The organism is Nissabacter archeti (assembly GCF_018257325.1).
GTDB lineage: Bacteria > Pseudomonadota > Gammaproteobacteria > Enterobacterales > Enterobacteriaceae > Chimaeribacter > Chimaeribacter arupi.
Window position 1 is genome coordinate 32738 of record NZ_JAERKB010000008.1, and the last position, 25845, is coordinate 58582.

Below are 25845 nucleotides of genomic sequence, written 5' to 3' on the forward strand. Positions count from 1 at the left end.
CGCGGCGGCCAGCCGCGTCTCTCCAACAGGTAGCCTATCAATGAGTAAAGTGTTCAAACTGCGTTCCGATTTCAAGCCGTCCGGGGATCAGCCCGAGGCGATCCGCCGTCTGGAAGAGGGGCTGGAGAACGGGCTGGCGCACCAGACACTGCTGGGGGTGACCGGCTCCGGCAAAACCTTTACCGTGGCCAACGTCATCGCTGACCTCAACCGGCCGACCATGGTGCTGGCACCCAACAAGACGCTGGCGGCCCAGCTGTATGGCGAGATGAAGGAGTTCTTCCCGGAGAACGCCGTGGAGTATTTCGTCTCCTACTACGACTACTACCAGCCGGAAGCCTACGTGCCCAGCTCCGACACCTTCATCGAGAAAGATGCGGCGGTGAACGAGCACATCGAACAGATGCGCCTTTCCGCCACCAAGGCGCTGCTGGAGCGGCGTGATGTGGTGGTGGTGGCCTCCGTCTCCGCCATTTACGGCCTGGGTGACCCGGACGCTTACCTGAAAATGATGCTGCACCTGACGCGCGGCATGTTAATCGACCAGCGCTCGATCCTGCGCCGTCTGGCGGAGCTGCAATACGCCCGCAACGACCAGGCGTTCCAGCGCGGCACCTTCCGCGTGCGCGGCGAGGTGATCGACATCTTCCCGGCGGAGTCAGACGATCTGGCGCTGCGGGTGGAGCTGTTTGATGAGGAAGTGGAGCGGCTGTCACTGTTTGACCCGCTCACCGGCCACCTGGAGCAGGATGTGCAGCGCTTCACCATCTACCCGAAAACCCACTACGTCACGCCGCGCGAGCGCATCCTTGAGGCGATGGAGGGCATCAAGCTGGAGCTGGCCGACCGCCGCAAATCGCTGCTGGAGAACAACAAACTGCTCGAGGAGCAGCGCATCACCCAGCGTACCCAGTTTGACCTGGAAATGATGAACGAGCTGGGCTACTGCTCCGGCATCGAGAACTATTCGCGCTACCTCTCCGGCCGTGCGCCGGGCGAGGCCCCGCCGACGCTGTTTGACTATTTGCCGGCGGACGGCCTGCTGGTGATTGACGAATCCCACGTCACCATCCCGCAGATTGGCGGCATGTACCGCGGCGACCGCGCACGCAAAGAGACGCTGGTGGAGTACGGCTTCCGGTTGCCGTCCGCGCTGGACAACCGGCCGATGCGCTTTGAGGAGTTCGAGGCGCTGGCCCCGCAGACCATTTACGTCTCCGCCACGCCGGGCAACTATGAGCTGGAGAAATCGGGCGGCGAGGTGATTGACCAGGTGGTGCGGCCGACCGGCCTGCTTGACCCGCTGATCGAAGTGCGCCCGGTAGGCACCCAGGTGGATGACCTGCTGTCGGAAATCCGCAAACGCGTGGCGATCAACGAGCGGGTGCTGGTCACCACGCTGACCAAGCGTATGGCCGAGGATCTCACCGAATACCTGGAGGAGCACGGCGAGCGGGTGCGTTACCTGCACTCAGACATCGACACCGTGGAGCGCGTCGAGATTATCCGCGACCTGCGGCTGGGCGAGTTTGATGTGCTGGTGGGCATCAACCTGTTGCGTGAGGGGCTGGACATGCCGGAGGTGTCGCTGGTGGCGATCCTGGACGCGGACAAAGAGGGCTTCCTGCGCTCTGAGCGCTCGCTGATCCAGACCATCGGCCGTGCGGCGCGTAACCTCAACGGCAAGGCGATCCTCTACGGGGACAAGATCACCAACTCGATGGCGCGTGCCATTGAAGAGACGGAGCGCCGCCGCGCCAAACAGCAGGCGTACAACGAGGAGCACGGCATCACGCCGCAGGGCCTCAACAAACGCATTGCCGACATCCTGCAACTTGGCCAGCCGACCTCGCGCACCAAGCAGAGCAAACGCGCGGCCGAAGCCAAAGCGACTTACGAGGCGCTGTCGCCGAAGGCGCTGGACAACAAAATCCGCGAGCTGGAAGCGAAAATGTATGTCCATGCGCAGAACCTGGAGTTCGAGGAAGCGGCCAGCGTGCGTGATGAGATCCATCAGTTGCGCGAGCAGTTCATCGCTGCCTCCTGATGGTTTGCCGGGGCGCACAAACCTGTTAAGGTGTGCGCCCCCGATTTCAGAGGCGACACGGCGATGACGCAAAACAAGGCTTCCCACACCCCGAAAGATCCCCTGCACGGCATCACGCTGGAGCAATTGCTGACGGCGCTGGTGGCGCACTACGGCTGGCCGGGCCTCGCCCAACGCATCAGCATCAACTGCTTCAAAAGCGACCCCAGCATCAAATCCAGCCTGAAATTCCTGCGCCGTACCCCGTGGGCGCGGCAGAAAGTCGAAGAACTCTACATTGACACCCAGCACGGCAATCCCTGGAAGCAGCCCTGAAAAAAACCGCCTGATGGCGGTTTTTTGTTGTCACTGACGGTGTAACGGATTATTTCATCCGTTGCAGCGCGCTTTCCAGCGCCAGCCGCAGTAATTCGCGGTCGTGGCGATAGGGAATGTCGCTGGCTTCCAGCGGCTGCTGGACGATCAGCCGGTCAGTGATGCCGCCGGTGTCCACCCGCGGCCCGGCAATGATTGCCTGGATCGCTTTGCGGCCGATGCGCTGCTCCATCAGCGCCAGTTTGTCCGGCAGCGAAAGCGACGCCGCCGCCACGCTCAGCTCACGCCCCAGGTTGCCGATGTAAATAATCGGCGCGGCGCTGCGGCGCAGGGCGGTGGCCAGCTCATCCAGCAGCAGCAGCGGCATCAGGCTGGTGAGGAAGCTGCCCGGCCCGATCAGGATGATGTCCGCGTGGGTGATGGCGTCGATCGCCTCCGCGGTGGCGCGCACCGGCGGCGACAGCATCAGCTGTTGCGGCATATGCTGCAACTGGTCTACGTCCACTTCGCCGTACACAGGGTTGCCTTCGTGGTCGAGCGCCACCAGGTCCACCGGATGCTCTGACATCGGGATCAATTGTGCTTCCACCTTCAGCAGGCTGCGCACCAGGTTGATCGCCTCCAGCGGCCGCACGCTGAGGTTATCCAGCGCTTTCAGCATCAGGTTGCCGAGGTTATGCCCGGCCAGCTCCCCGTTGCCGTTGAAGCGGTATTCGAACATCGCCGAGGCGACGCTGGGTTCGGTGATCAGCTGGTTCAGGCAGTTGCGCATATCCCCCCAGGCGATGCCGCCCTCAGAGCGGCGGATGCGGCCGGTGGAGCCGCCGTTGTCGGTGGTGGTGACGATGCCGGTCAGCCGGGAGCCGAGCGAGGAAAGGGCGGACATCACCCGGCCCAGGCCGTGGCCTCCGCCGAGGGCGACCACTCTGTCCAGATCGGCCAATGTTCTGTTGCGCATACTGCTCCTTACCAAGGGAAATCGTGGGCCGTGCAGAAAGGCCCGGCGTGACGGCGGCGATTTTACCTGATTTTTTTACCGGCTGTTACTCACGGATACAAAGCAAGCGGTTGCGCGCCAAAATACGTTATATATCAAGATATATAGCGAAAATGCGGATTGGCGCCGGCGCGGATTTAGCGCTAAGATTTCCCTCTCAACAGGGTCTTCACCGCCCGCCACAGGCGACCGGTGGATGATCAAACTCCTAGCCTTTGCGCCTAAGTCATTACCTTCACACAAATGATATGGCGCCCTGGCCGTGGCGTAAGCCACCAGGGTGCGAGGCAGAAATGCCTGCATCTCCCGTATTTGGAAAGGTGTTACTGGTGCCCCAACTTACCGATGCTTTTGCGCGCAAGTTCTATTACCTGCGCCTGTCAATTACTGACGTGTGCAACTTCCGTTGCACCTATTGCTTACCGGATGGCTATAAATCCACCGGTCATGCCAAAAAAAGTTTTCTCTCGCTGGATGAGATCCGCCGCGTGACCCGTGCCTTTGCTGAACTGGGCACGGAAAAAGTGCGCCTGACCGGCGGGGAGCCGAGCCTGCGCCGTGACTTCTGCGAGATCATCGCCGCCGTGCGCGAGAACCCGCAGATCCGCACGCTGGCGACCACCACCAACGGCTACCGCATGGCGCGTGACGTCGCGGCCTGGCGTGATGCCGGGCTGACGGCGATTAACGTCAGTGTGGACAGCCTCGACGCCCGCCAGTTCCACGCCATTACCGGGCAGGACAAATTCCGTCAGGTGATGGAAGGGATCGACGCCGCCTTTGAAGCCGGGTACGAGAAGGTGAAGGTCAACGCGGTGCTGATGCGCGACGTCAACCACAAACAGTTGCCGGCCTTCCTTAACTGGATCAAAGACCGCCCGATCCAGCTGCGCTTTATTGAGCTGATGGAAACCGGCGACGGCAGCGACCTGTTCCGCAAACACCACGTCTCCGGCGAGGTGATCCAGCGCCAGCTGATGCAGCAGGGCTGGCAGCTACAGCTGCGCGGCCGCAGTGACGGCCCGGCGCGGGTGTTCCGCCACCCCGATTATCAGGGCGAGATTGGCCTGATCATGCCGTACGCGAAAGATTTCTGCGCCAGCTGCAACCGCCTGCGCGTCTCCGCCATCGGCAACCTGCACCTCTGCCTGTTCGGCGAGCAGGGCGTGCCGCTGCGCGATTTGCTGGCCGATGACCGCGACCACGAGGCGCTGCTGGACCGCATCCAGGGCGGGCTGCACCGTAAAAAGCAGACCCACTTCCTGCATGAAGGCAATACCGGCATCACGCAGAACCTTTCATTTATCGGCGGCTGATGCGCTGCCTGTTAAGGAGCTTCCATGAGCAAACCCCGTGGTGATTTCGTCTCTGCCCAGCTGGCGGTGCTGACCGTCTCCGATTCCCGCACCGAGGCGGATGACACCTCCGGCGACTACCTGCGCGAGGCGGCACACGAGGCCGGGCACAAGGTGGTGGTGAGCCGGATCGTCAAAGACAACCTTTACCAGATCCGCGCCATTGTCTCGGCGTGGATTGCTGACCCGGATGTGCAGGCCATCCTGATTAACGGCGGCACCGGCTTCTCGGCGCACAACACCACGCCGGAGGCGCTGCGGCCGCTGTTTGACCGCGAAATCGAAGGCTTTGGCGAGCTGTTCCGCATGGCCTCCTATGAGGAGATCGGCACCTCGACCATCCAGTCGCGCGCCATTGGCGGCATCGCCAACCAGACGGTGATTTTCGCCATGCCCGGCTCCACCCGCGCCTGCCGCACCGCCTGGGAGCGCATCATCGCCGAGCAACTTGATGCCCGCCACGGCCCCTGTAACTTTATCCCGCACCTCAAGCCGCTGCCGCAGCCTGACGCGCCGGATGCCACTGAGTAAGAGAACGTTATGTCCCAACTGACCCACATCAACGCCGCCGGGGAAGCCCACATGGTGGACGTCTCCGCCAAGGCCGATACCGTGCGTGAGGCGCGCGCCGAAGCCTTTGTTGAGATGCTGCCCGCTACGCTTGCGATGATCATCGACGGCAGCCACCACAAAGGTGACGTGTTCGCCACCGCCCGCCTCGCCGGGATCCAGGCCGCCAAAAAAACCTGGGATCTGATCCCGCTCTGCCACCCGCTGCTGCTGACCAAGGTCGAAGTGCAGCTTGAGGCGCAGCCGGAACATCACCGGGTGAGGATTGAGTCACGCTGCCGCCTGAGCGGCAAGACCGGCGTGGAGATGGAGGCGCTGACGGCCGCCTCCGTGGCCGCCCTGACCATCTATGACATGTGCAAGGCGGTACAGAAAGACATGGTGATTGGCCCGGTGCGCCTGCTGGAAAAAAGCGGCGGCAAATCCGGTGATTTCAGGGCGGACGTATGATTGAGATCCTGTTTTTCGCGCAGGTGCGCGAGCTGACCGGCACCGCGTCCCTGACGCTGCCGGCGGAGTTTAACGACGTTGACGCGCTGCGCCGGGCGCTGTGCGCACGCGGCGACCGCTGGGCGCTGGCGCTGGAAGCCGGCAACCTGCTGGCGGCGGTGAACCAGTCGCTGGTGGCGATGGACCACCCGTTACAGGCGGGGGATGAGGTCGCGTTCTTCCCGCCGGTCACCGGGGGCTGAGATGGACAATACCCGCATCCGCGTCGGCGCTGAGCATTTCAGCGTCGGCGATGAGTACCGCTGGCTGGCCGCGTGCGATGACGACGGCGCGGTCGTCACCTTCACCGGCAAAGTGCGCAACCATAACCTCGGCAGCGATGTCAGCACCCTGACGCTGGAGCACTACCCCGGCATGACGGAGAAAGCGCTGGCGGAGATCGTCGCTGAGGCGCGCAGCCGCTGGGCGCTGCAACGCATTTCCGTTATCCACCGCATCGGCGCGATGTACCCCGGCGATGAGATCGTGTTTGTCGGCGTGACGGCGGCGCACCGCGGCATGGCGTTTGACGCGGCAGAATTCATCATGGATTACCTGAAAACCCGCGCGCCGTTCTGGAAGCGTGAAGCCACGCCGGAAGGCGACCGCTGGGTCGACGCGCGTGACAGCGACCATCAGGCCGCCCGCCGCTGGGACTGACGGGATCGGTTAACAGGCCGTTGCCCCGGCTGTGGTAGACTATACTTTTGAGGGGGCTGCCGGTTGCAGCCTGATTTTTCTGTCACTTACGCAAAAGGTTTCACATGGACAGATATCCGCGTTCCAATAATTCCGCTATTCAGGGTGTCGGCACCGGCATTCAGACCTACATGGCCCAGGTTTATGGCTGGATGACTTGCGGCCTGCTGCTGACGGCGTTTGTCTCCTGGTATGCCGCCAATACCCCGGCGGTGATGCAGGCGATTTTTTCCAGCCAGATCACCTTTTTTGGGCTGATCATTGCCCAGCTGGCCGTGGTGTTTGTGCTCTCCGGGCTGGTTAACCGCCTGAGCGGCGCGGCGGCCACGGCGCTGTTTATGCTCTATTCGGTGCTGACCGGCCTCACCATGTCGAGCATCTTTGTGCTCTACACCTACTCCTCGATTGCCAGCACCTTTGTGGTCACCGGCGGGATGTTCGGGGCGATGAGCCTGTTTGGTTACACCACCAAGCGTGACCTGAGCGGCATGGGCAGTATGCTGTTTATGGCGCTGATCGGCATCGTGCTGGCCTCCTTGGTCAACATCTGGCTGAAAAGCACCGCGTTGATGTGGGCGGTGACCTACATCGGCGTCATCGTGTTTGTCGGCCTGACCGCCTACGACACTCAGAAGCTGAAAAACATCGGCGAACAGCTCGACCCGGCGGATCGCGACGGCTTCCGCAAGTATTCGATTGTCGGCGCGCTGACGCTCTACCTTGACTTCATCAACCTGTTCCTGATGCTGCTGCGCATCTTCGGCAACCGCCGCTAAGCGCACACCAGACAAAAAAACCGGGCCATGCCCGGTTTTTTTCTGCCTGCGGTTCAGCGCCGCTTAGGCACCCGTTTGACGTTCAGCCAGAGCTGCGCGGTATTGATGATGATGATCACGGCGGTGGCGATAAACACCCAGCGGAAACCGGCCAGCGCCGAGATGCCGGAGCCAATCAGCGGCCCGGCAACGTTGCCGAGGTACATAAACGACTGGTTATAGCCGAAGATGCGGCCGGTGACCTGCTCGCTGCTGTGCTTCATCAGCAGCGTCTGCACCGCGGGCAGCAACGCGCCGTCGGCGAAGCCGAGCAGGAAGCGCAACACCGCCAACTGCACCGGCGTGGTGACCCAGGACATCATGAAAAACAGCAGCGTGGCGCACAGCAGCGCCGCCAGCAAAATCCGCTCGGTGCCGATGCGGTCACCCAGCCGCCCGAGCCGGGGCGCAGCCAGCAGCGCCGAGACGCCGGGCACCGCGGCGATCACCCCGCTGATAAAGGCGATGTTGTCACTGGCCGGGGTCAGCGCTTTGATAAACAGCGCCAGAATCGGGCCGATCGAGCCGTTCGCCAGCTGGATGGTCAGGGTGGTGCAGAACAGGCTGATGATAAGCGCCGGGTAGGGCAGGGACGCGAACACCGCTTTGCCGCTGAGTTTGTCCGCTTTGCTGACCACCACCACCCGCTCCTTGATCAGGAACAGCGTCACCAGAAAGCTGAGGAACAGCATCCCGGCGGTCATGAAAAACACGATGCGCAGCCCGACGTGGTCAGCCATAAAACCGCCCAGCAGCGGGCCTAAAATCACCCCGGAGATCTGGCCGGTCGAGAGCGTGCCGAGCGCCCAGCCGCTTTTGTCTCGCGGCACCTGAGAAGCCACCAGCGCCATCGCATTCGGGATATAGCCGGAGGTCAGCCCCATTAAGGTGCGCAGAATAAACAGTTGCCAGACGTTGGTGGCAAACCCCTGCAACAGCATCACAATCGCCATGCCGAGCGAGGCGCGCAGCAGCATCAGCTTGCGCCCTTTGCGGTCCGCCAGGCTGCCCCACATCGGTGCCACAATCGCCGACACCAGAAAGGTGCCGCTGAACACCAGCCCTGACCAGAGGCTCAGCGCCTCGTGGTCATGCACGCCAAGCTGCTCAATATAGAGCGGCAGAAACGGCAGGATCTGGCTCATCGCCAGCCCGGTAAAGAAGCAGCCTAACCAGACTGAAAATAAATTAACCTTCCAGGTTTCCATCGATCCTGAACCGCCTTCTTGCAGGGACACAGAGTTCAAGGGTAGCAGGCGGGTCAACGGCCGACACAGCAGAAAAGCGTAGGATTTTATGTCATTGACGGGAAAGGCCCATGCCAGCCTGTAAAAAAGCCGGGCCGGGACGCGATTTTTTTTACCATAATGTGACCGGCCGCATAATATTTCACGTATCGCAGGGGTTATCTGCTACACTTTGCGCAACTGGCGCACTCGCAGTTTGTGCCGAATCCTCGTGGTGATGCCCCATCTTGCCTCGTCTACTATCTCCCCGGAAACTGCACCAACCTTGTTGGTAACGGGAGATCTGGAGCTTTATTCTTTATGTCATTTGATTCTCTCGGTTTACATGCCGATATTCTGCGTGCGGTAGAAGAACAGGGTTACCGTGAGCCGACGCCTATCCAGCGTCAGGCGATCCCGGTAGTGCTTGAAGGCCGTGACCTGATGGCCAGCGCCCAGACCGGCACCGGCAAAACCGCCGGGTTTACCCTGCCGTTGCTGCACCTGCTGAACAGCACCCCGCACCAGAGCAAAGGCCGCCGTCCGGTCCGCGCCCTGATCCTGACGCCGACCCGTGAACTGGCGGCGCAGATTGGCGAGAACGTCGACGCCTACAGCAAACACCTGCGCCTGCGCTCGCTGGTGGTCTTCGGCGGGGTGAGCATCAACCCGCAGATGATGAAACTGCGCGGCGGCGTCGATGTGCTGATCGCCACCCCCGGCCGCCTGCTCGACCTGGAACACCAGAACGCGGTAGACCTGTCGCAGGTTGAAATCCTGGTGCTGGACGAAGCGGACCGGATGCTCGACATGGGCTTCATCCATGACATCCGCCGTGTGCTGGCCAAACTGCCGGCCAAACGCCAGAACCTGCTGTTCTCCGCGACCTTCTCTGATGAGATCAAAGCGCTGGCGAACAAGCTGCTGCACAACCCGGCGTCGGTGGAAGTGGCCCGCCGCAACACCGCCTCTGAGCAGGTGGCGCAGAGCGTCCACTTCGTGGACAAGAAGCGCAAACGGGAACTGCTGTCGCAGATGATCGGCACCGGTGACTGGCAGCAGGTGCTGGTGTTTAACCGCACCAAGCACGGCGCCAACCACCTGGCGGAACAGCTGAACAAAGACGGCATCACTGCCGCCGCCATCCACGGCAACAAGAGCCAGGGTGCGCGTACCCGTGCACTGGCGGACTTCAAAGACGGCCGCATCCGCGTGCTGGTGGCGACCGACATCGCGGCGCGCGGGCTGGACATCGACCAGTTGCCGCACGTGGTGAACTATGAGCTGCCGAACGTGCCGGAAGATTACGTGCACCGCATCGGCCGTACCGGCCGTGCCGAAGCCACCGGTGAGGCGATCTCGCTGGTCTGCATCGATGAGCACAAACTGCTGCGTGACATCGAGCGCCTGCTGAAGAAAGAGATCCCGCGCATTGCGCTGCCGGGCTATGACCCGGACCCGACCATCAAGGCGGAGCCGATCATCAACGGCCGCCAGGGTGGCGGACGCGGGCAGGGCGGCGGTCGCGGCAACGGCGGCAATGGCGGCGGCCAGCGCAGCGGTGCCCCGCGCACCGGCGAAAGCCGCAACGGCCAGCCGCGCCAGCGCCAGGAGCACAGCGACGGCCAGCGCCGTCCGAGCCGCCCAAGCCAGCCGCGCCGTTCACGCCCGGCCGGCAAAGCGGACTGACCGTTTGCTTGCTGAAAAAGCGCTCACCAGAAAAAGCTGCCTGCGGGCAGCTTTTTTTTTGCCTGTGGCCTTTGCGGCCGCGAGACGATTGCCCCGGACAGGGCATCGCCCGTATCATGTCGCACTCTTTTTCTGAGGTATCCGGCAATGCGTGTATTACTCGCCCCGATGGAGGGCGTCCTCGACTCACTGGTGCGGCAACTGCTCAGCGAGGTCAACGATTACGATCTCTGCATCACCGAGTTCCTGCGGGTGGTGGACCAGCTGCTGCCGGCCAAATCCTTCCTGCGCCTCTGCCCGGAGCTGGAGCACAACAGCCGCACGCCTTCCGGCACCCTGGTGCGGGTGCAGCTTTTGGGCCAGCACCCGCAATGGCTGGCGGAGAACGCCGCGCGCGCGGTGGAGCTGGGGTCGTATGGCGTGGATCTCAACTGCGGCTGCCCGTCGAAGCTGGTGAACGGCAGCGGCGGCGGGGCGACGCTGCTGAAAGACCCGGAGCTTATCTACCGCGGTGCCAAAGCGATGCGGGAGGCGGTACCGGCGGCGCTGCCGGTCACGGTGAAAATCCGGCTGGGCTGGGATTCCGGCAGCCGCAGCCTGGAGATTGCCGACGCGGTGCAGCAGGCCGGGGCCACTGAGCTGGCGGTGCATGGCCGCACCAAAGAGGATGGCTACAAAGCAGACCGCATCAACTGGGCGGCGATTGGCGAAATCCGCCGGCGCCTCACCATCCCGGTGATCGCCAACGGTGAAATCTGGGACTATGAAAGCGCGCAGGCGTGCATGACGGCCACCGGCTGTGACGCGGTGATGCTGGGGCGCGGCGCGCTCAACGTGCCGAACCTCAGCCGGGTAGTGAAGTACAATGAACCGCGCATGGCGTGGCCGGACGTGGTCACCTTACTGCAAAAATATGTGCGGCTGGAGAAGCAAGGCGACACCGGCCTCTACCATGTGGCGCGCATCAAACAGTGGCTCGGCTACCTGCGCAAAGAGTATGACGAGGCCACGGCGCTGTTTACGGAAATCCGTACCCTGACGTCGTCTGCCGCTATTGCACAGGTAATTGACCGCCAGTAACCGGCGGCTCGTCCCAGTAACGGTACTGGTAAGCCGTGCCGAGGTTGCGCGTCAGGCGCATTGACGGCAGCAACTCCGTTTCAAAGGTGTCACTCAGCGTACAGTTGCCGGCCTCGTCCCAGGATTGGCAGCGTTCCACACGGCTGGTCTGGCTGAACGGCGACGAGGAGAACGTCACCGAGCCGCTTTCGCGCCCCTGCGGGTCATAGCGGTAGGTGCTGCGGTCGCCGTCGGTGGCGGTGGCGCTGAGCAGCCAGCCCTGCGGCGTGTAGCGGTAGCGCGTCTCCTGGTTGCTGAGCGCATCGGTGCCGCGCGTGACGCTGCGCACCACCCGCAACTGGGCATCATAATCGTAGGTGCCGGTGGTAAAGCCGCGCCGGTCATTGATGGTGAACAGATCGGTGGAGGCGGTGATGTTGCCGCGCTTGCCGGTGGTGTAGTAGAGGGTGCCGCGCTTGCGGTTGACCAGCGTCTGGTTTGCCTCTTTCAGCACCGAAATCCTGACCTCATAATCGGTTATCCAGCCTGCCTCCACCCGCAGGGTGCGGCTGACCATCTCCAGCCGGAGGTTATTCTCGGTTTTCTGGTATTTGAACACGGCTTCGCTGAGGCGGCCGCAACGGTCGATATTGCCGCTGAGGTGCACCTGCTGGTTGACGTCTTTGCCGAGTGAGCCGGAAACAAACTGCCGGATGTCGCCGCGGGCGCTGCCGCCGAGTAAAATCTGGATATTGCTCTCATTGACCTGGCGGTTCTTCACCGCGCAGGGAAGGGGAGCGGCCGTTGCGCTGCCAATGGCCCCGGCCGCCAGAACGATCCCTGTTAATGCTTTCAGCACTGTGCCCATTGTCTTTCCGTTGTTGAGAGAGGACGTCCTTCTATCGTAGCGGATAGGCCGGGCAGCGTCAGCCGCCTTTCACGCCTTACAGCGCCATATCAATCACGATACGCCCTTCGATCTTCCCGGCGTGCATCCTGGCAAAAATGTCATTGATATTCTCAAGCGGCTCGGTGGCAATGGTGGCCTGCACCTTGCCTTCACCGGCAAAGTTGAGCGCCTCCTGGAGATCGAGCCGCGTGCCGACGATTGAGCCGCGCACCGTGGTGCCGTCCAGCACCATGTCAAAAATCGACAGCTCGAAGTTGCCCGGCGGCAGCCCGTTCAGCGCAATGGTGCCGCCGCGGCGCGTCATGCCGATCGCCTGCTGGAACGCGATCGGCGAAACGGCCGTCACCAGCGCCCCGTGCGCACCGCCGATCTCTTTTTTCAGGAAGGCGGCCGGGTCCTGCTGGCGGGCATTCACCGTCACGGTGGCACCGAGGCGCGTTGCCAGCGCCAGCTTGCCGTCATCCACGTCCACCGCCGCCACGTTCATGCCCATCGCTTTGGCATACTGCACCGCCAGGTGGCCCAGCCCGCCGATGCCGGAAATCACCACCCATTGGCCGGGCTTGGTTTCGGTCATCTTCAGCCCTTTATACACCGTGACCCCGGCGCAAAGGATCGGCGCAATCTCGTTGAAGCTGACGTTATCCGGCAGGATGCCGACGTAATTGGCATCGGCCAGCGTGTATTCGGCAAAGCTGCCGTTGACCGAGTACCCGGCATTCTGCTGCTTCTCACACAGGGTTTCCCAGCCGCCGAGGCAGTGCTCGCAGTGGCCGCAGGCGGAGTAGAGCCACGGCACGCCGACGCGGTCGCCCTCTTTCAGGTGGGTGACGCCCGCCCCAACGCGGACCACATGGCCGACGCCCTCATGGCCGGGAATAAACGGCGGGTTGGGCTTCACCGGCCAGTCACCCTGCACTGCATGGAGGTCAGTGTGGCAGACGCCGGTGGCGGCGATTTTCACCAGGATCTGGCCAGGGCCGACGTCAGGGACCGGCACATCTTCTATCTGGAGGGGTTGGTTGAATTCGTGTAACACAGCGGCTTTCATTGTCATCGCCATAAAAACTCCTTGGAAGGCATGCAGCCACCGGAACGGGCTGCACTCTGCCTGTTAAGCGTAGGCGATGGGGCGGGCTGCCGGGAAAATGCACCGGGTGCGCACTGTCACACCTGCGTGACAGACGTGCCACACGCCGCGCCGGACGGGGCGCAGCGTGTGGCAGGCCGGGCAGGGAATTCAGATTAACCTGACACAGTACAGGGATTAGGCCGCGTTAACGGGCCTGCGGCAGCCGGGCATTAAAGTGCGTGGCGTAGTCGCGCTCACGGAAAGCCTCTACCAGATAATCGACAAACACCCGAGTTTTGGCAGGCAGCAGGGTGCGGTTGGCGTAATACACCGAGATGGGGCCGAGGTCGGCATACCAGTCCGGCAGCAGCCGCACCAGCGCACCGGACGCCAGCCAGGGCAGGGCATCCGGCAGGGTGATCAGCGCCACGCCCAGCCCCTGCAGCGCGGCCTGCCGCATCGCCAGCGGATCGTTGACCACCAGCGATTCCCGCAGCATCGCGGCCTGCTCCTCACCCGCCGCATTGCGCAACACCCAGCGGCGCAAACGGCCGGTATTGGCGGAACGCAGCAGGATGCCGTCAAACGCCGCCAGATCGTCCGGCGTGGCGGGCAGGGAACGCCCGGCCAGCACTGCCGATGCCGCCACCGCGATACAGTGCGCCGGGGCCAGTGACCGGGCCACCAGCCCCGGCGTCAGGGCGAAACCGCCGCCGATCGCCACATCAATCCCTTCGGCGATCAGGTCTGAGGCGCGGTTTTCAAAATGGCACTCGGGGCGCACCGCCGGATAGCGCGCGATAAATGCCGGCAGCAGCGGAAGCAGGTAGTCGGTGCCGAACACCAGCGACATGCTGATTTTCAGCACGCCGGCCGGTTCGCCCTGTTGCGTGGTCTGGGCTGCAATCGCGGCCTGCAACCCCTCCAGATGGCTGCCAACGGCTTGCCGGAAACGTTCGCCCGCCTCGGTCAGCGTCAGCTTGCGGGTGCTGCGCAGGAACAGCCGCTGCCCCAGGTTGCGTTCCAGCATCGCCACATTGCGGCTGACCGCCGCCGGGGTCAGCCCCAGCCGCCGCGCCGCCGCAGAAAAACTGCCGCCCTCGACACTGCGCATAAAAGACTCAATGTTGGCCAGCGTTTCCATCCCGTCACCTTCAAGCAATCGTTGAAAATAATAGCCATCACTATGGGCTAATCATCAGGGAATCGGAAGCGTAGTCTTAAGCCATACCGACATCCCACGTAACGTGTTAACCCATAAGGAACAGATCATGACAATCGGCATTATTGGTGCAGGTGCTATCGGCAGTGCAATCGCCCGCGCATTGGCGCGCCACCACATCCCGGCGATGATCGCCAACAGCCGCGGCCCCCAGACGCTGGCCGCGCTGGTGGAAGAGATTGGCCCGACGCTGACGGCCGCTACCCGTGAACAGGCGGCGCAGGCGGACATGGTATTTCTGGCGGTGAACTGGGCGACGCTGCCGCAGGCGCTGGCCGGGCTGCCGGCCTGGCAGAACCGCATCGTGATTGATGCCAACAACGCGGTGGAGGTGCCGTCATTCCGCGCCGTGCCGCTGGGCGGGCGGACATCCAGCGAGGTGGTGAGCGATCACCTGCCGGGCGCGCGGCTGGTCAAAGCCTTTAACCACCTCAGCGCCCCGTTACTGAGTGAGCCGCCGGAGAGCCACGGCGGGCAGCGGGTGCTGTTTTACGCCGGGGATGATGCCGATGCGAAACAGCAGGTGGCGGCACTGATGGCGCAACTGGGGTTCGCGGGGCTGGACCTCGGGGCGCTGGCCGCAGGCGGGGCGCTGTTCCAGTTCCCCGGCGGCCCGCTGGCGGTACACCATCTGGTGAAACAGGGCTGACAGGGCGGGGCCAGGCAACCGGCCCCTTTTCACCTCGGCGCGCTTTCACGGCAGGCTGCCACTTGCACTTTGTCACAAATAGTCCTGCATTATCCAAGTGCTAACGGTATTCACGTCACTTATAATTCGCCCGCAATCTGGCGGGCAGTGTCCGATAATCCTGGCAAGTGACAGAGTATTTCATGTGAAAATCCCTTTTTTGGTTTTAAGCCTGCTCGCGGTCAGCGTGGGCGCAGTGGCAGCACCGGCCTCCACGGCCGGCAGCAATGCGGCAATCGCCGGTAAACTCACGCCGCTGGAGATCGCCTCCGGCAGTGCGATGGTGGTGGATATGCAGTCCCATCAGGTGATCTACTCCCGCAACCCGGATGAGGTCGTCCCGATTGCGTCCATCACCAAACTGATGACCGCGATGGTCACGCTGGACGCCCACCTGCCGCTGGATGAGGTGATCGCGGTGGACATCCACAATACGCCGGAGATGCGCGGCGTGTTCTCACGGGTGAAAATCGGCAGTGAAACCAGCCGCCGGCTGATGTTGCAGATGGCGCTGATGTCGTCGGAAAACCGGGCCGCCGCGACGCTGGCGCACCACTATCCGGGCGGCTATGACGCGTTTATCCGCGCGATGAACGCCAAGGCGCGCGCGCTGGGCATGACCCACACCCACTATGTGGAGCCGACCGGGCTGTCGGTGAAAAACGTCTCCACCGCCCGTGACCTGACCAAACTGTTGCAGGCGACCCGGCTCTACCCGCTGATAAGCCAGCTCAGCACGCAGGAACAGGCGCAGGTCAGCTTTACCCACCCGCGTTACAGCCTGCCGTTCCGCAACACCAACCACCTGCTGAGCAACGGCAGCTGGAACATCCAGCTGACCAAAACCGGCTTTACCAATCAGGCCGGGCATTGCCTGGCGATGCGCACCACCATTAACCACCGGCCGGTGACGTTAGTGGTGCTGGATGCGTTCGGGAAGTATACCCACTTTGCGGATGCCAACCGGCTGCGCAGCTGGATGGAAACCGGGCGCGCCGCGCCGGTGCCGCAGGTGGCGAAAAATTACAGAAGGGAAAAAGATCAACGGCTTGACCACCCAACGGTGGCACAGGCGATCGAGTAACCGCCCGGAAGGGGTACCCTGTCCGGCCAGGCAGCCGGACAGGGCAACGCGGGGCCGGTCAGAACAACATCTTAAAGACGCCGGTCAGGGTCAGCAGGCCAACAATAAAGATAATCGCAATAATCCATAAAATAATTTTCATAGGTTTCTCCTGACTTCATATGCACCTTACAACGCCGTGACGTTGTTTTCCCAAAACGGCCGCGCGCTCTCCCTCGCATCCCGTCCCGCCCGGTAAACCGGTGCGGTATCAGTAAGTATAGACACTTTCCCCTTTTCTGCCGGAAAACGCCTGCATACCCGACTGAAAAGCATGACGTTTATCGCAACCCGAAGTTTTAGTCCGCCTGTGGGCGGCCGGTGTCTTGTATTCACTCCCGCCTGGGTTATGGTTGGGTAACGAATCTGAATGGACACACCAAGGAGTGACTGATGAAAAAGATCGTGCTGTGTTGTGCCGCCGGAATGTCGACCAGTATGCTGGTCCAGCGGATGCGTCAGGAAGCGGAGAAGCGTCAGATTGAGGTGGATATTGAGGCGGTGCCGGTGTCGGATTTCGAGCTGGTGGTCAAAGACGCGGATGTCATCCTGCTCGGGCCGCAGGTGAAGTTCCAGCTGAAACGGTTGCAGGAAGCGGCCGCGCCGCTGGGCAAACCGGTGGATGTGATTGATATGATGGATTACGGCACCATGCGCGGTGACAAGGTGCTGGACAAAGCGCTTTCGTTGATTGCATAAAGCCTGCCGCGCAGCCCGCTGCGCGGTCTTTCCTCCTTTCCCCTGCCTTTCTGCTGCGCTGCCCGCCTTTCTGCATAAGAGAGCCTGTATAAAATCTGACCGGCACTATACTTGAGCTGAAGAGGGTCGTGCACACTCAGGTCAGCCTGGGCGCGCCTCAGCCGGTTCGTCTGTTGCGGCCACAGGCGGACACTGGAGGTAGCTATGATCAATCACGTCTGGGGGCTGTTCGCCCATCCCGAACCGGAAATGCAACAGATTAAGCGTGAGCATGAGTCGGTTCCCCATCTCTATATGCACCATGTCATGTTGATGGCCGCCATCCCGGTGGTCTGTTCGTTTATTGGTACGACGCAGATTGGCTGGAGCTTCGGCGGCGACGAATACCTGCGGGTACAGCCCGCAACGGCGCTGGGCATCGCGGTGGCGTTCTACCTGCTGATGCTGGGTGCGGTGGCGGTGATGGGGCGGGTGATCCACCTGCTGGCCAGCCGCTACCCCGGCCGCCCGTCGCGCAATGACTGCATTGTGTTTGCCGGCTACGTGGCCACGCCGATGTTTTTAAGCGGGGTGGTGGCGCTCTACCCGATGGTCTGGCTCTGCTTGTTTGTCGGCGCGCTGGCACTGGCCTACAGCGGCTATCTGCTGGCGGTCGGGATGCCCGCCTTCCTCGGCATTAACCGGCAGGAGGGGATGCTGGTGTTCGGCTCCACGCTCGGCATCGGTGTGCTGGTGCTGGAATTGCTGCTGGCGCTGGCGGTAATGATGTGGGGGTACGGCGCGCATTTCTTCTGACATTTCCGGCTTAGTTGGCAGCGGCATCCGGCCACAAAAACCCCGCTGCGCCCTGAGGTAACTTCAGGCGCAGCGGGGTTTTTTTCTTTTTTTTCCTGTCTGTTCCACATTGAACGCACGCTTTAGCGCGCACCCCGCCGCCGCATTTGTTACAGTGACTTTCCCGAGAGAAAAAGAGGAACGGGCCGAAGCCCGTCAGAGTATGCAGCTGAAAGTGTTATTTACCGTGGTGTCGTGGATGGTCACCCTGATTGGTGTGTTACTGGCAGCGGATGCCGTCTGGTTTGCCCCACACGGGGCCTTTGAGCATTTTAACGGCTATGTGGCGTTGGGCATCCTGGCCGTCACCAATTTCACCACGCTGCTGCTGCACCTGGCGATGCTGACGATGGCCCCGGCGCGGCGCGGGTTCAAACTGCTGGTGGGCGTGCAGTGCGCCGGCCTGGTGCTGACGGCCGGGGTGGCCGGGGCGTTTTTCCTCTGACCTTCACGCCCGCCAGTATTTCTGCTTCGGCGTCTTGCCGATGCCGGGGTTAAAGCTGTTGGTTGGGTCAATCTCCCGGTAAAACGCCTTCAGCGCCGGTTTGGCCGGGTAGAGGTGGCCGACATTGTGTTCCGCCGGGTATTCCGCCCCTTTGGCATTCAGCCCGGCCAGCATCTGCGCTTTAAGGGCGTGCGTATCCACGCCTTTTTTCACGATGTAATCCTGGTGGAACACATGGCACATAAAGTGGCCGTAATAGAGTTTCGCCACCAGTTGTTGCTCAATCTCCGGCGGCAGGGTTTCAAACCAGTCCGTCTCGTTGCGGCGCAGGGCAATATCCAGCGCCAGAATATCCTCGACCTCCTCCTGGTGCACCGCATGGTAACGCACCGCCGCCCCGGCGGCGGCGAAACGGTGCAGGAACGCCTTGCGCCCTTCCTCTTCCGTGCAGGCAAAAAAATCGCCTTCCGCCTGCTGGAAGAAGTGGGTCAAAAACGCCTGCGCTTCGGCCACGCCGTCACCGGACATCTTCAGCAGCAGGTGGTGCGCATAACGGTCGCGGTAATCGGTGAGGCGGGCCGGCAGGTGGCCCGGCAGCAAACGGCTCATGCACTGCATTACCCGGTCACTCATATTGCGCGGCAGCAGCGGCACCTTGTTCAGCCGCGCATCCAGCTTGCCTTTGGTCAGGAACAGGTCAGGGATGCGGTCGGTGCCGAGCCGGTCAATCATCAGGAAGGTGTCTTTGCCGTAGATCTCGGCGATGTTGAAACAGTCGCGGTGCAGATACTCCCCGGCCACCGGCAGCGCCGTAAAGTGGCGCAGGATATGGCGGCGGATCGCCGTCAGCACGCCGGTGTCATTGGTGCCGATGTAGAACACCTGCTGCTGCGGCTCCTGCGGGAAGGTGTCGAGACGTACCGCGAACACCGCCAGCTTACCGGCGCAACCGCTGGCCTCATGCAGGCGGCGCGGGTCGGCGTTGAAGCGTGACGGGGTGTCGGCGTCCACGTCCCGCACCCGGTCAACGTACTCGTGGTCAGAGGCGGCGCGCGGCGTCTGTTCAATCTCATACGGGCTGTAACTGCCTTTTTCCAGCCGCGTCAGAATCTCTTCCGGCGTCTCGCCGAGATCGATGCCGAGATGGTTCACCAGCTGCAACTGGCCGTCGGCATCCACCTGCGCATAGAGCGCCAGTTCGGTGTAGGCCGGGCCGCGTTTAATCAGCGACCCGCCGGAATTGTTGCAGATGCCGCCCATCACCGACGCCCCGATGCAGGAGGAGCCGATCACCGAATGCGGCTCGCGGCCATGCGGTTTCAGGATTTTTTCCAGCTGGTGCAGGGTACTGCCGGGGAACGCAATCACCTGCTCGGCGTTGTTGATCAGTTGCAGCTTGTCGAGCTTGCGGGTGCTGATGATCACCACCTCGCGGTCATAATCGTGGCCGCTGGGCGTTGAGCCTTCCGTCAGGCCGGTGTTGGCTGCCTGCATAATCACAATCTTGTTGGCGGCCACGCAGGCCTGAAGCACGCGCCACTGCTGCAACAGCGTCTGCGGCAATACCACCGCCAGGGCATGGCCGCCGCCGGAGCGGTAGCCGTGGCGGTAACGTTCGGTGCTGCGCGCATCGGTCAGCAGGTTGTGGCTGCCGACAATCTCCTGGAGTCGTGTCAGGAACACGCGGTTGACGCTGGCGGGCTGGGTCATACTCTCTCCCTGTGCTTATGAATTATTCACTTGATGAATAAACCTAATCCTAACCTGGGGTGTGGTCAATAAAACGGCGGCGGGAATCATGCGGTAAATACCGGCCGCCAGGGCGGCGGCCGGCAGGGCAGGGGGCTGGCGCGTTATTTCGCGACCACCACCAGCTTCTGGTTCACAAACTCTTTGATGCCGAGGTCAGACAGCTCACGGCCATAACCGGAACGCTTGACGCCGCCGAACGGCAGCTCCGGCGCGGTATCGGTCAGGGAATTGATATAGACCATGCCGGTTTCAATGCGTGACGCCAGCTTTTTGCCGCGCGCGATGTCCTGCGTGAACAGTGCGCCGCCGAGGCCGTAGTTGGAGTCGTTGGCCAGTTTCACCAGCTCGTCGTCATCTTTTACCACGTACACCTGCGCCACCGGGCCGAAGAACTCCTGGAAGTAGGCCGGGTTATCCCGTTTGACGTTGGTCAGGATGGTCGGCAGGTAGAAGTTGCCGGGGTTGTTTTCCAGTTTCTTGCCGCCCAGGTGCAGCGTTGCGCCGGCTTTCACCGCGTCATCCACCTGTTTTTCCAGGTCTTTCAGCGCCTGCGCGGAAGAGAGTGGGCCGAGGGTGGTTTCCGGGTCAAGCGGGTCGCCCAGTTTTGCCGCTTTCATCTGCTCGGTGAAGCCTTGCAGGAAGCGGTCAGCCACTTTCTCATGCACAATAAAACGTTTGGCCCCGGTACAGACCTGCCCGCAGTTATTCAGGCGCGCATAGGTGGCGGCTTTGATCGCTTTGTCGAGGTCGCAGTCATCCAGCACCGCAAAGATGTCGTTGCCGCCCAGCTCCAGCGTGGATTTCTTCAGCTTACCGGCGGCGCGCGCCGCCACGATGCTGCCCGCTTTTTCCGAGCCGGTCAGCGCCACGCCCTGCACCCGGTCATCATCAATCAGGTTGCCGACCTGGTCGGTGGAGATAAACAGGTTGGTGTACGCCCCTTCCGGCGCGCCCGCTTCGTGAACTAATTGTTCGAACACTTCCGCACAGTGCGGCACGATGCTGGCATGTTTCATCAGGATGCTGTTCCCGGCAGCCAGGTTGGGCGCCAGCACGCGCATCAGCTGGTAGTAAGGGAAGTTCCACGGCTCCACGGCCACCAGCACGCCAATCGGGGCATTTTCAACCCAGGCTTCGCCCAGGTCGGTCGGGTAGCGCGTCGGTTTCAGGAATTCTTCGGCGTGCTCAGCATAGTATTTGGCAATGGCGGCACAGAGCTTCACTTCGCCCCGGCTCTGCTCAATCAGCTTGCCCATCTCTTCACTGGCGATCTTCGCCAGCTCGTCCACCCGCGCAGAGATAAGCTCTGACAGCTTATGCAGCACCTGCAGGCGCGGCTGGATGTCGCCCTGCGCCCAGTCCGATTTATAGAGTTCATGGGCAGTGGCCAGCGCCTGCTGCACCTGGCTGTCGTCGTGGGTCGGGTACTCTTTGATGAGTTTATTATTGAAAGGATTAACGGTTTGATAAGGCATATCGTGCTCCTTGGTGACGGCGAATTGTCGTGTTAAACCAATAACACGCCGTGAAAAGGGGCCGCCGGTGACAGCGGCAAACGTCCTTAAGCATAGTTGAAAAAATCGCGTTTCTGCCGTACAGACATGTTTTGCAACAGAGCAGCAGGTTATCCGGCGCAGCAGGGCCGTGACCGCCTGACCTGCCGCGTTTTTTTCTTTTTGCCTGATTTACTTAACTTTTCACTTTTCGCCGCTGTTCAAGGCCACTGCCGGTTCCGTATGCTGGAACGCCTGACACTGGCACAAGGCACCCGTATGAAACTCTCTGCCATTCCTTTCGGCATCACTGACTGGTCAACTCTTGAGGCCACCGAACACCCCGGCGAACAGGGCATGGCCTGGTGGCGCACCCGGCATTTCGGCGACGAGGCGAACCCCGTCCGCGTGCGGATGGTGGAGTACTCCCCCGGTTACCTGGCCGACCACTGGTGTAAAAAAGGCCATATCCTGCTCTGCCTGGCCGGGAAACTCGAGAGCCGCCTCGACGACGGCCGCACCTTTGTGCTGACGCCCGGCGTCAGTTATCAGGTGGCGGACGACCATGAGGCGCACCAGTCCTTTACCGCCGAAGGCGCGACCCTGTTTATTGTCGATTGATCGTGATTGTCGACTGACGGTTATTATCGGCTGGCGGCAGTTTTACGCACGCCGCGTCTTTACAGCCGCCCCCCGGCCGCGCCATTATTTCGCGTCAATTCTTCCCTGACCTCATTAAGGAACCGGCGTGGCGAAAATTCGGGTAGGCGTTATTTTTGGCGGCAAATCAGCAGAGCATGAAGTGTCGCTGCAATCGGCAAAAAACATCGTGGACGCGATGGACAAAGAGCGGTTTGAGGTCACGCTGCTCGGCATCGACAAACAGGGGCAGTGGCACGTCAGCGACGCCGCCCATTACCTGCAACACGCCGACGACCCGGCGCGCATCGCCCTTAACCCGTCGCAGCGCAATGTGGCGTTGATCCCCGGCCAACAGCAGCATCAGCTGATCGAGAGCCGGGATGCCAGTGCGCTGGCGCAGCTCGATGTGATCTTCCCGATTGTGCACGGCACGCTGGGCGAAGATGGTTCGCTGCAAGGGCTGTTGCGGATGGCGAACATCCCATTTGTCGGGGCCGGGGTGCTGGGTTCGGCGCTGAGCATGGACAAAGACGTCACCAAACGGCTGCTGCGTGACGCCGGGCTGGCGGTGGCACCCTTTGTCACGCTGACGCGGCGCAATGCCGCGCAGCACGATTTTGCCCGCGTCAGTGAGAAACTGGGGCTGCCGCTGTTTATCAAACCCGCCAACCAGGGCTCCTCGGTGGGCGTCAGCAAGGTACGCAGTGCGCAGGAGTATGACACGGCGCTGGCGCTGGCCTTCCGCTATGACCATAAAGTGCTGGTGGAGTCCGCCATCGCCGGCCGGGAGATTGAGTGCGCGGTGCTGGGCAACGACCACCCGCAGGCCAGCGTGTGCGGCGAAGTGATTTTGCAGGATGAGTTCTACGCCTATGACACCAAATACATCAATGCGCAGGGGGCGACGGTGGCGATCCCGGCCGATCTGCCGCCGGACGTCAACGATCGTATCCGCGCCATCGCCGTGCGGGCGTTTCAGGTGCTGGAGTGCAGCGGCATGGCGCGGGTGGATGTGTTCCTGACCAACGACGGTGAGGTGATTATCAACGAGATCAACACGCTGCCCGGCTTCACCAACATCAGCATGTACCCGAAACTCTGGGAAGCCAGCGGTCTGGCCTACCGTGACCTCATCACCCAACTGATTGAGCTGGCGCTGGAACGCCACCAGGCAGACAACCGGCTGCAAAGCTCGGTACGCTAATCGGAGTTGATGTGCTCTTTGCAGTAGAGCCGCCGGTAGGCCAGCGGCGACATCCCTTTCAGTTTGCGGAATACCCGCCGGAAATAGCCGGGGTCATCAAACCCGGCGCGGCGGGCCACGGTGGCGATCTGGTGCTGCTCCTCCCGTAATAACGCCTCCGCACAACGGATGCGCTGCTGGTGGATCGCCTCCGTCAACGTCTGGTGAAAGGTGGCGCGGAACACCCGGCCGAGGTAGTCCGGGTTGCAGTGCAACTGCTGCGCCAGGGCAGAGGCCGCCAGCGGCCGGTGGAACTGGGTTTTGATGATCTGCCGCGCCTGCCAGGCCAGCGCGGCGCTGCCTGCGGTGGCCTCCGGCGGGCTGGCGGCTGCGGCGGCGACCTGCTGTAACAGCAATAATAAAATCAGCGGCAGGGCCGCGGTATTTTCCCGCGCCTGTTCGCTGAGAAATAACCGGAACAGGGCTGCCACCTCATCACGTTGCTGAATAATCACCTGTTGCGGCACCCGGAATAATTGGCTGTTTACCGGTGGCGTTTCTGCTGGAAATACCTCAAAGTGCAGCCAGTAAAATATCAGGTCGGGCGGGAAGGGGCCTATTCCGCTGTGCTGACGCCCCGGCCATAATAAAAGGCTGCTCCCTGCCGGAATATAAAACGCCTGCGTCTCTTCCCGCAATGCCAATTGCCCGCGCTCAACATAGATTAATTCAAAGGAATCAAGCCTGCGGGTGGGATGTGTCCCGATACCGCGCGAGATAAAGCGCCCGGCATTCTGCACCCGCACCGGCAGGGTAAACATCAGGTTCAGCATTTTTATCAGCCTATTCAAGAAGATTACTGCTCAGTCTGGCAGCCGGTGAGCGCGCCTGCCGGAGAAAGATCGCGCAGTTTGACCCTCTTCACACTTTTCCCTTACAGGTCGGAATCCTCCCGTTTTTATACGGCTGCCGCACCTTGTTGGCTTATTTCGGCTGTGCGAGATTATTCCGGTCGCGGTAAATAACGCCAAACGCCGTGATAAACCGATAATAAAAAAGAACCGCTGTCCCTACAAAAAACCTCTGCTAACGAGGGTACCCTGATGTCAACAACACTTCATGATGTGGAATTGACCGGCCAGCCCGTGGCTGCCGGAGCGAAACTCAGCGTGCGGGAGAAAATAGGTTACGGGCTGGGAGATGCCGGCGGCACGATAATTACCGCGCTGATCGGCAATTTCCTGACTTTTTTCTATACCGATATTTTTGGCCTGACACCGGCCGTGGTCGGCACGGTGTTTGTGCTGCTGCGGGTGGTGGATGCCGTCAGCGACCCGCTGATGGGCATTTTTGTTGACCGCACCCGCAGCCGCTGGGGGCGCTTCCGCCCGTGGCAGCTGTGGGTTGCGCTGCCGATCGGCATCGCCGGCATGTTGACCTTCACCGTGCCGGAGCTGGGCGAATCCGGCAAAATCGCCTGGGCGTTCGGCACTTACCTGCTGCTGTCGCTCTGTTACACCGCCATTAACGTCCCCTATTGCGCGCTGATCAACACCATGACCACCGACCACCGCGAGGTGATGGCCTGCCAGAGCTGGCGCTTTGTGCTGTGCGGCGTGGCGGGCTTTATGGTGTCGGTGGGGCTGCCGTGGCTGGTCACCGCCACCGGGCAGGGCGAGGCGGCGCAAGGCTACCAGCGCGGCGTGGCGCTGCTGTGCGTCTGCGCGGTGGTGATGTTCCTCTGGTGCTTCTTCACGGTGCGTGAGCGCATCCCGCTGAATGTGATGGGGCAATTTACCCTGCGCGAACACCTGCGCGGCCTGCGCCGCAATGACCAGTTGCTGCTGATGCTGGCGATGTCCTTCCTGCTGATGACGGTGTTCAACACCCGCGGCGGCGGCTATATGTATTTCATCACCTATGTGCTGCACGGCAGCGCCGCCTACACCTCGCTGTTTTTCGCGGTGGTGACCTTCTCGCTGATCCTCGGCGCCCTGCTGGTGAACCCGGTGACGAAACGCGTTTCGGCGTCCGCGGCCTACACCTGGAGCAACCTGCTGCTCGGCGTTTACTCCCTGGGCCTGTGGTTTGTGCCTTCCGTCAACCAGGAATTGTGGCTGGCGCTGATCCTGATCAACTGCACGGTGCTCGGTTTTACCCTGCCGCTGCACTTCTCGCTGATGGCCTACGCTGATGACTACGGCTACTGGAAGAACGGCATCCGCTCATCCGGCATGAATTTCGCCTTCAACCTGTTCTTTATCAAGCTGGCGTGGGCCGCCGGGGCCGGGATTGTCAGCCTGGTGTTTGTGCTGGTGGCCTATAAATCCGGCGCGGCCAACCAGACACCTGCCTCGCTGGCCGGGATCACCGCGTTGCAGACGCTGGCCCCCGGCATCACCCACCTGCTGCTGGCCGCAGTGAGCTGCCGCTACAAGATTGACAACGCATTGCTGGCCACCATGGCGCAGGATTTCTCGCGCCACCCGTCACCGGCCGCGATAACGAAGACCTGAGGGAG

General features: G+C 61.8%; 27 protein-coding genes and 1 riboswitch. Of the genes, 18 read left to right on the plus strand and 9 right to left on the minus strand.

Annotated features, from left to right (window positions below; translation table 11 throughout):
• Positions 1 to 40: 40 nt before the first annotated feature.
• Both uvrB and JK232_RS11875 read left to right on the plus strand, forming a co-directional pair.
• A complete protein-coding gene (uvrB, locus tag JK232_RS11870) occupies positions 41 to 2047 on the plus strand; it encodes an excinuclease ABC subunit UvrB (protein WP_072926147.1) in 2007 nt (668 codons plus the stop codon).
• 63 nt (positions 2048 to 2110) lie between these two features.
• The gene (locus tag JK232_RS11875) at positions 2111 to 2362 is read left to right on the plus strand and encodes a VF530 family protein (protein WP_072926145.1); all 252 of its coding nucleotides are present in this window, start codon (positions 2111 to 2113) and stop codon (positions 2360 to 2362) included.
• A gap of 49 nt (positions 2363 to 2411) precedes the next feature.
• Here JK232_RS11875 and yvcK read toward each other — a convergent pair whose 3' ends face one another.
• Positions 2412 to 3320 (minus strand): uridine diphosphate-N-acetylglucosamine-binding protein YvcK, encoded by a 909-nt coding sequence (yvcK, locus tag JK232_RS11880; protein WP_072926144.1) that lies wholly within the window; start codon positions 3318 to 3320, stop codon positions 2412 to 2414.
• Positions 3321 to 3552: 232 nt separating this feature from the next.
• Positions 3553 to 3698: riboswitch (molybdenum cofactor riboswitch) on the plus strand.
• On the opposite strand from yvcK, the gene moaA reads away from it, so the two are divergent.
• The 6 genes from moaA to JK232_RS11910 all read left to right on the plus strand — a co-directional run bounded on the left by moaA (position 3689) and on the right by JK232_RS11910 (position 7248).
• Positions 3689 to 4675, plus strand: a complete 987-nt coding sequence (moaA, locus tag JK232_RS11885; protein ID WP_212589251.1) for a GTP 3',8-cyclase MoaA — start codon at positions 3689 to 3691, stop codon at positions 4673 to 4675. Its footprint overlaps the riboswitch before it by 10 nt.
• A gap of 24 nt (positions 4676 to 4699) precedes the next feature.
• On the plus strand, positions 4700 to 5245 hold the full coding sequence (gene moaB / locus JK232_RS11890) for a molybdenum cofactor biosynthesis protein B (protein WP_101828738.1): 546 nt from the start codon (positions 4700 to 4702) through the stop codon (positions 5243 to 5245).
• A gap of 9 nt (positions 5246 to 5254) precedes the next feature.
• Entirely contained in the window at positions 5255 to 5734 is a 480-nt protein-coding gene (gene moaC, locus JK232_RS11895) for a cyclic pyranopterin monophosphate synthase MoaC (RefSeq protein WP_072926140.1), read from the plus strand.
• A complete protein-coding gene (gene moaD / locus JK232_RS11900; RefSeq protein ID WP_072926138.1) occupies positions 5731 to 5976 on the plus strand; it encodes a molybdopterin synthase sulfur carrier subunit in 246 nt (81 codons plus the stop codon). Before moaC ends, moaD begins: the two co-directional genes overlap by 4 nt.
• A 1-nt stretch (position 5977) precedes the next feature.
• A complete protein-coding gene (gene moaE / locus JK232_RS11905; protein WP_101835097.1) occupies positions 5978 to 6433 on the plus strand; it encodes a molybdopterin synthase catalytic subunit MoaE in 456 nt (151 codons plus the stop codon).
• A 104-nt stretch (positions 6434 to 6537) separates the two neighbouring features.
• The gene (locus tag JK232_RS11910) at positions 6538 to 7248 is read left to right on the plus strand and encodes a Bax inhibitor-1/YccA family protein (protein ID WP_101828740.1); all 711 of its coding nucleotides are present in this window, start codon (positions 6538 to 6540) and stop codon (positions 7246 to 7248) included.
• Positions 7249 to 7301: 53 nt separating this feature from the next.
• Here the strand turns inward: JK232_RS11910 and JK232_RS11915 are convergent, their stop codons facing one another.
• Positions 7302 to 8495, minus strand: a complete 1194-nt coding sequence (locus JK232_RS11915; protein WP_101854953.1) for a multidrug efflux MFS transporter — start codon at positions 8493 to 8495, stop codon at positions 7302 to 7304.
• A gap of 339 nt (positions 8496 to 8834) precedes the next feature.
• On the opposite strand from JK232_RS11915, the gene rhlE reads away from it, so the two are divergent.
• Both rhlE and dusC read left to right on the plus strand, forming a co-directional pair.
• Complete coding sequence (gene rhlE / locus JK232_RS11920) at positions 8835 to 10202, plus strand: ATP-dependent RNA helicase RhlE (protein ID WP_072926132.1); 1368 nt, start codon at positions 8835 to 8837, stop codon at positions 10200 to 10202.
• A 147-nt stretch (positions 10203 to 10349) separates the two neighbouring features.
• On the plus strand, positions 10350 to 11282 hold the full coding sequence (dusC, locus tag JK232_RS11925) for a tRNA dihydrouridine(16) synthase DusC (RefSeq protein ID WP_101854954.1): 933 nt from the start codon (positions 10350 to 10352) through the stop codon (positions 11280 to 11282).
• Here dusC and JK232_RS11930 read toward each other — a convergent pair.
• The 3 genes from JK232_RS11930 to JK232_RS11940 all read right to left on the minus strand — a co-directional run bounded on the left by JK232_RS11930 (position 11254) and on the right by JK232_RS11940 (position 14387).
• Positions 11254 to 12129: an RHS repeat protein gene (locus JK232_RS11930; protein WP_072926129.1), complete on the minus strand. Its 876-nt coding sequence runs from the start codon at positions 12127 to 12129 to the stop codon at positions 11254 to 11256. The genes dusC and JK232_RS11930 overlap by 29 nt on opposite strands.
• A gap of 76 nt (positions 12130 to 12205) precedes the next feature.
• Positions 12206 to 13234 carry an alcohol dehydrogenase AdhP gene (gene adhP, locus JK232_RS11935; RefSeq protein ID WP_072926127.1) on the minus strand — a complete coding sequence of 343 codons (1029 nt, stop codon included), beginning with the start codon at positions 13232 to 13234 and terminating at the stop codon, positions 12206 to 12208.
• Positions 13235 to 13448: 214 nt separating this feature from the next.
• Complete coding sequence (locus JK232_RS11940) at positions 13449 to 14387, minus strand: LysR family transcriptional regulator (protein ID WP_212589252.1); 939 nt, start codon at positions 14385 to 14387, stop codon at positions 13449 to 13451.
• A 127-nt stretch (positions 14388 to 14514) separates the two neighbouring features.
• Between JK232_RS11940 and JK232_RS11945 the strand changes: the two genes are divergently transcribed.
• Together JK232_RS11945 and pbpG are read left to right on the plus strand one after the other, a co-directional pair.
• On the plus strand, positions 14515 to 15114 hold the full coding sequence (locus tag JK232_RS11945; protein ID WP_212589253.1) for an NADPH-dependent F420 reductase: 600 nt from the start codon (positions 14515 to 14517) through the stop codon (positions 15112 to 15114).
• Positions 15115 to 15298: 184 nt separating this feature from the next.
• Entirely contained in the window at positions 15299 to 16237 is a 939-nt protein-coding gene (gene pbpG, locus JK232_RS11950; RefSeq protein WP_072926122.1) for a D-alanyl-D-alanine endopeptidase, read from the plus strand.
• 58 nt (positions 16238 to 16295) lie between these two features.
• On the opposite strand, the gene JK232_RS23120 is transcribed toward pbpG, so the two are convergent.
• Positions 16296 to 16379 (minus strand): small membrane protein YohP, encoded by an 84-nt coding sequence (locus JK232_RS23120; protein WP_455423860.1) that lies wholly within the window; start codon positions 16377 to 16379, stop codon positions 16296 to 16298.
• Between the two features lie 290 nt (positions 16380 to 16669).
• On the opposite strand from JK232_RS23120, the gene JK232_RS11955 reads away from it, so the two are divergent.
• From JK232_RS11955 to JK232_RS11965, 3 genes are all read left to right on the plus strand, one after another.
• Positions 16670 to 16975: a PTS sugar transporter subunit IIB gene (locus JK232_RS11955; protein WP_072926121.1), complete on the plus strand. Its 306-nt coding sequence runs from the start codon at positions 16670 to 16672 to the stop codon at positions 16973 to 16975.
• A 204-nt stretch (positions 16976 to 17179) separates the two neighbouring features.
• Complete coding sequence (locus tag JK232_RS11960) at positions 17180 to 17770, plus strand: Yip1 family protein (protein WP_072926119.1); 591 nt, start codon at positions 17180 to 17182, stop codon at positions 17768 to 17770.
• Between the two features lie 202 nt (positions 17771 to 17972).
• Positions 17973 to 18254, plus strand: coding sequence for a hypothetical protein (locus JK232_RS11965; protein ID WP_072926117.1), 282 nt, complete (start codon positions 17973 to 17975; stop codon positions 18252 to 18254).
• 3 nt (positions 18255 to 18257) lie between these two features.
• Here JK232_RS11965 and dld read toward each other — a convergent pair whose 3' ends face one another.
• Together dld and JK232_RS11975 are read right to left on the minus strand one after the other, a co-directional pair.
• The gene (dld, locus tag JK232_RS11970) at positions 18258 to 19964 is read right to left on the minus strand and encodes a D-lactate dehydrogenase (RefSeq protein ID WP_101854956.1); all 1707 of its coding nucleotides are present in this window, start codon (positions 19962 to 19964) and stop codon (positions 18258 to 18260) included.
• 143 nt (positions 19965 to 20107) lie between these two features.
• Positions 20108 to 21481 carry an NAD-dependent succinate-semialdehyde dehydrogenase gene (locus JK232_RS11975; protein ID WP_101828744.1) on the minus strand — a complete coding sequence of 458 codons (1374 nt, stop codon included), beginning with the start codon at positions 21479 to 21481 and terminating at the stop codon, positions 20108 to 20110.
• Between the two features lie 297 nt (positions 21482 to 21778).
• On the opposite strand from JK232_RS11975, the gene JK232_RS11980 reads away from it, so the two are divergent.
• Together JK232_RS11980 and ddlA are read left to right on the plus strand one after the other, a co-directional pair.
• Positions 21779 to 22120: a DHCW motif cupin fold protein gene (locus JK232_RS11980; RefSeq protein ID WP_072926869.1), complete on the plus strand. Its 342-nt coding sequence runs from the start codon at positions 21779 to 21781 to the stop codon at positions 22118 to 22120.
• A gap of 127 nt (positions 22121 to 22247) precedes the next feature.
• The gene (ddlA, locus tag JK232_RS11985) at positions 22248 to 23345 is read left to right on the plus strand and encodes a D-alanine--D-alanine ligase (RefSeq protein WP_072926112.1); all 1098 of its coding nucleotides are present in this window, start codon (positions 22248 to 22250) and stop codon (positions 23343 to 23345) included.
• Here ddlA and JK232_RS11990 read toward each other — a convergent pair.
• The gene (locus JK232_RS11990) at positions 23342 to 24157 is read right to left on the minus strand and encodes a helix-turn-helix transcriptional regulator (RefSeq protein WP_101857780.1); all 816 of its coding nucleotides are present in this window, start codon (positions 24155 to 24157) and stop codon (positions 23342 to 23344) included. The genes ddlA and JK232_RS11990 overlap by 4 nt on opposite strands.
• A 270-nt stretch (positions 24158 to 24427) precedes the next feature.
• On the opposite strand from JK232_RS11990, the gene JK232_RS11995 reads away from it, so the two are divergent.
• A complete protein-coding gene (locus JK232_RS11995) occupies positions 24428 to 25840 on the plus strand; it encodes an MFS transporter (protein WP_212589254.1) in 1413 nt (470 codons plus the stop codon).
• Positions 25841 to 25845: the final 5 nt, after the last annotated feature.

Excerpts from the sequence above, each read along its gene's own strand:
- uvrB (WP_072926147.1), top strand. The coding sequence starts at position 41 with ATGAGTAAAGTGTTCAAACTGCGTTCCGATTTCAAGCCGTCCGGGGAT.
- JK232_RS11875 (WP_072926145.1), top strand. The coding sequence starts at position 2,111 with ATGACGCAAAACAAGGCTTCCCACACCCCGAAAGATCCCCTGCACGGC.
- yvcK (WP_072926144.1), bottom strand. The coding sequence starts at position 3,320 with ATGCGCAACAGAACATTGGCCGATCTGGACAGAGTGGTCGCCCTCGGC.
- moaB (WP_101828738.1), top strand. The coding sequence starts at position 4,700 with ATGAGCAAACCCCGTGGTGATTTCGTCTCTGCCCAGCTGGCGGTGCTG.
- moaC (WP_072926140.1), top strand. The coding sequence starts at position 5,255 with ATGTCCCAACTGACCCACATCAACGCCGCCGGGGAAGCCCACATGGTG.
- moaD (WP_072926138.1), top strand. The coding sequence starts at position 5,731 with ATGATTGAGATCCTGTTTTTCGCGCAGGTGCGCGAGCTGACCGGCACC.
- moaE (WP_101835097.1), top strand. The coding sequence starts at position 5,978 with ATGGACAATACCCGCATCCGCGTCGGCGCTGAGCATTTCAGCGTCGGC.
- JK232_RS11910 (WP_101828740.1), top strand. The coding sequence starts at position 6,538 with ATGGACAGATATCCGCGTTCCAATAATTCCGCTATTCAGGGTGTCGGC.
- JK232_RS11915 (WP_101854953.1), bottom strand. The coding sequence starts at position 8,495 with ATGGAAACCTGGAAGGTTAATTTATTTTCAGTCTGGTTAGGCTGCTTC.
- rhlE (WP_072926132.1), top strand. The coding sequence starts at position 8,835 with ATGTCATTTGATTCTCTCGGTTTACATGCCGATATTCTGCGTGCGGTA.
- dusC (WP_101854954.1), top strand. The coding sequence starts at position 10,350 with ATGCGTGTATTACTCGCCCCGATGGAGGGCGTCCTCGACTCACTGGTG.
- JK232_RS11930 (WP_072926129.1), bottom strand. The coding sequence starts at position 12,129 with ATGGGCACAGTGCTGAAAGCATTAACAGGGATCGTTCTGGCGGCCGGG.
- adhP (WP_072926127.1), bottom strand. The coding sequence starts at position 13,234 with ATGGCGATGACAATGAAAGCCGCTGTGTTACACGAATTCAACCAACCC.
- JK232_RS11940 (WP_212589252.1), bottom strand. The coding sequence starts at position 14,387 with ATGGAAACGCTGGCCAACATTGAGTCTTTTATGCGCAGTGTCGAGGGC.
- JK232_RS11945 (WP_212589253.1), top strand. The coding sequence starts at position 14,515 with ATGACAATCGGCATTATTGGTGCAGGTGCTATCGGCAGTGCAATCGCC.
- JK232_RS23120 (WP_455423860.1), bottom strand. The coding sequence starts at position 16,379 with ATGAAAATTATTTTATGGATTATTGCGATTATCTTTATTGTTGGCCTG.
- JK232_RS11955 (WP_072926121.1), top strand. The coding sequence starts at position 16,670 with ATGAAAAAGATCGTGCTGTGTTGTGCCGCCGGAATGTCGACCAGTATG.
- JK232_RS11960 (WP_072926119.1), top strand. The coding sequence starts at position 17,180 with ATGATCAATCACGTCTGGGGGCTGTTCGCCCATCCCGAACCGGAAATG.
- JK232_RS11965 (WP_072926117.1), top strand. The coding sequence starts at position 17,973 with ATGCAGCTGAAAGTGTTATTTACCGTGGTGTCGTGGATGGTCACCCTG.
- dld (WP_101854956.1), bottom strand. The coding sequence starts at position 19,964 with ATGACCCAGCCCGCCAGCGTCAACCGCGTGTTCCTGACACGACTCCAG.
- JK232_RS11975 (WP_101828744.1), bottom strand. The coding sequence starts at position 21,481 with ATGCCTTATCAAACCGTTAATCCTTTCAATAATAAACTCATCAAAGAG.
- JK232_RS11980 (WP_072926869.1), top strand. The coding sequence starts at position 21,779 with ATGAAACTCTCTGCCATTCCTTTCGGCATCACTGACTGGTCAACTCTT.
- JK232_RS11990 (WP_101857780.1), bottom strand. The coding sequence starts at position 24,157 with ATGCTGAACCTGATGTTTACCCTGCCGGTGCGGGTGCAGAATGCCGGG.
- JK232_RS11995 (WP_212589254.1), top strand. The coding sequence starts at position 24,428 with ATGTCAACAACACTTCATGATGTGGAATTGACCGGCCAGCCCGTGGCT.